Raw genomic sequence first — 1,438 nt, 5'->3', positions numbered from 1 at the left:
CGACGAACTCGGTGAAGCCGGCGCGTCAGCGGCTGAGCAGGCCCTCCCGACCGCCGCCTAAACGATCTTCATCCACAGGTCTTGACAATTTCTCCGGAGCGTCCGTCGTTTCCCCGCCCCGGACTGGGCATCTCACCTCAGCCTGACGGGGAGAGCGGGCGAGTACAGAAGAACCGAAGCAGAAGATGCCCAGGATGAGCACAGCTATCCGCGCGTTCATCGGTGTCCCCTTCCGTCACGTCTCACGGGTCACGAAGTCGTGGACTGGCCGTCAGCCGGTGATCGCCTCGTAGACGGCTGGAACTGCGGTGATCCCGTCCGATGCCAGGAAGTGACCGGCGCCGGGAACCACGCGCACCGGCACGCCGAGAAGGTCGGCGACATGATCGGTCAGTGCCGGTGGGACGAACGGGTCCTCGTCGGAGCGGATGACGACGAGGCGACGTATGCGCACTTGCAGTCCTTCGACGTCGCAGCCGTCACCGATGTAGCCGTCGAGCTCTGGCAGCGCAGGCAGGCGCTCCAGGAAGCCGGAGACCAGGACGAGGGTGCCCAGCTGCCATGGATCGGGCAAGGAGCGCAGGTACCGCACGAGCGTGAGGCAGCCCAGGCTGTGGGCGACGACGATCGAGTGCTCGTCCGGTGTTCCCAGTTCGGCTGCTACCGCTTGTTCCCACCGGTTGGGGTCAGGATCCAGCGGGTTCGGTAGGGCCGGGACCGCGGTCGGGATCCCGTCGGCTTCGAGCTGGTCGGCGAGCCAGTCGAACCAGTGATCTTGAGGGGTTGCGCCGAAGCCGTGGATGATGACTGCGCGCTGGTGCGCTGCTCGGGAGATCACGGCGCGAGACGGTAGGGACTCACGTCAGCGTGAAGGTCAAGTCGAGCAGGAGGGCGCCGCGGTGCACATCGGTGAGGTCGCTGCGCGTACAGGGGTCAGTGCTCGGGCGCTGCGCCACTACGAAGACAGCGGACTGCTGGTCCCCGAGCGCATGGGCAACGGGTACCGCGTCTACGCGGAGGCCGACATCGTTCGCGTAGCCCAGATCAGGGCGATGATCTCCGCCGGTCTCGGAACGGCGGTGATCAAGCGTTACCTCGACTGCGCCCGCCTCGGCGATCACGGCACGTCGTTGGAGATGTGTCCCGACTTGCGCGCAGAGCTGGACTCGATCGCTGAACGTCTCAGTGTGAAGCAGGCCGCCCTTCGTGAGACGCAGCGGCGCCTCAGGGAGCTGACTGCCGCAGGCTGAGCCGAGGATCGTCCATCGGGCGCGTGTGGCTGGGCTCAGCAACAGCTCATCCCCTGGGCTGCCCGCCCGCGTCCTGCTCAGGTGAGCATGGCTGGTCACGTCCCTCGGAGTGGTGTACTTCCGTTGTCACCTTGCGAGGTCAGCTTCGCTGATCATGCCGTCATTGCTGGTGCAGCGTCCAGAGCGGT

General features: G+C 66.1%; 2 protein-coding genes. One reads left to right on the top strand and one right to left on the bottom strand.

The annotated features are described in order from the left end of the window. Nucleotides 1–271 precede the first annotated feature (271 nt). Entirely contained in the window at nt 272–838 is a 567-nt protein-coding gene (locus BXY45_RS22740; RefSeq protein ID WP_109776811.1) for an RBBP9/YdeN family alpha/beta hydrolase, read from the bottom strand. A gap of 61 nt (nt 839–899) precedes the next feature. On the opposite strand from BXY45_RS22740, the gene BXY45_RS22735 reads away from it, so the two are divergent. After that, a complete protein-coding gene (locus BXY45_RS22735) occupies nt 900–1,250 on the top strand; it encodes a MerR family transcriptional regulator (protein ID WP_109776810.1) in 351 nt (116 codons plus the stop codon). Nucleotides 1,251–1,438 lie beyond the last annotated feature (188 nt).

This window comes from Quadrisphaera granulorum, from assembly GCF_003149145.1.
Lineage (GTDB): Bacteria > Actinomycetota > Actinomycetes > Actinomycetales > Quadrisphaeraceae > Quadrisphaera > Quadrisphaera granulorum.
This window is presented reverse-complemented; position numbering and strand designations above follow the sequence as displayed.